Below are 584 nucleotides of genomic sequence, written 5' to 3'. Positions count from 1 at the left end.
CTGGAGGCGGTGCTGGCCACCCGCGACCGGGTGCACGCGCTGCTGGAGGCCGTGGTCGCGGTGGGCAGCGACCTGGACCTGGAGACCGTGCTGCGCCGGATCGTGGAGACCGCCACCACCCTCGTCGACGCCACCTACGGCGCGCTGGGCGTGGCCGGAGACCACAGCACGCTGGTGCAGTTCGTCCCGGTGGGGCTGAGCGAGGAGGAGATCGCGCGGATCGAGCACTGGCCGCACGGGCTCGGCCTGCTCGGTTTGCTGATCAAGGAGCCGCAGACCCTGCGGCTGGCCCACATCTCCGACCATCCGGCGTCCTACGGTTTTCCGCCCGGCCATCCGCCGATGGGGTCGTTTCTGGGGGTGCCGGTCCGGGTGCGCGAGGAGGTGTTCGGCAACCTCTACCTCACCGAGAAGCGCGGTGGCGGCGAGTTCGACGAGGAGGACGAGGCGATCGTGACCGCGCTGGCCGCCGCGGCCGGCGTCGCCATCGAGAACGCCCGCCTGTACGAGGAGAGCCGGCGCAGGGAGATGTGGCTGCAGGCCTCGGCGGAGGTCACCACCAGCCTGCTGTCGGGCGCCGAACC

1 protein-coding gene is annotated in these 584 nt (G+C 71.9%); it reads left to right on the top strand.

The window, feature by feature from the left end; genetic code table 11:
- Window positions 1-584 (top strand): GAF domain-containing protein (locus ACVCAG_RS45830; RefSeq protein WP_447191682.1); only part of this gene is annotated, 584 nt, incomplete at both ends.

Source organism: Streptosporangium sp. G12 (assembly GCF_052983175.1).
Note: the sequence above shows the minus strand (reverse complement) of the source record. Positions and strands in the feature narration are given on the sequence as shown.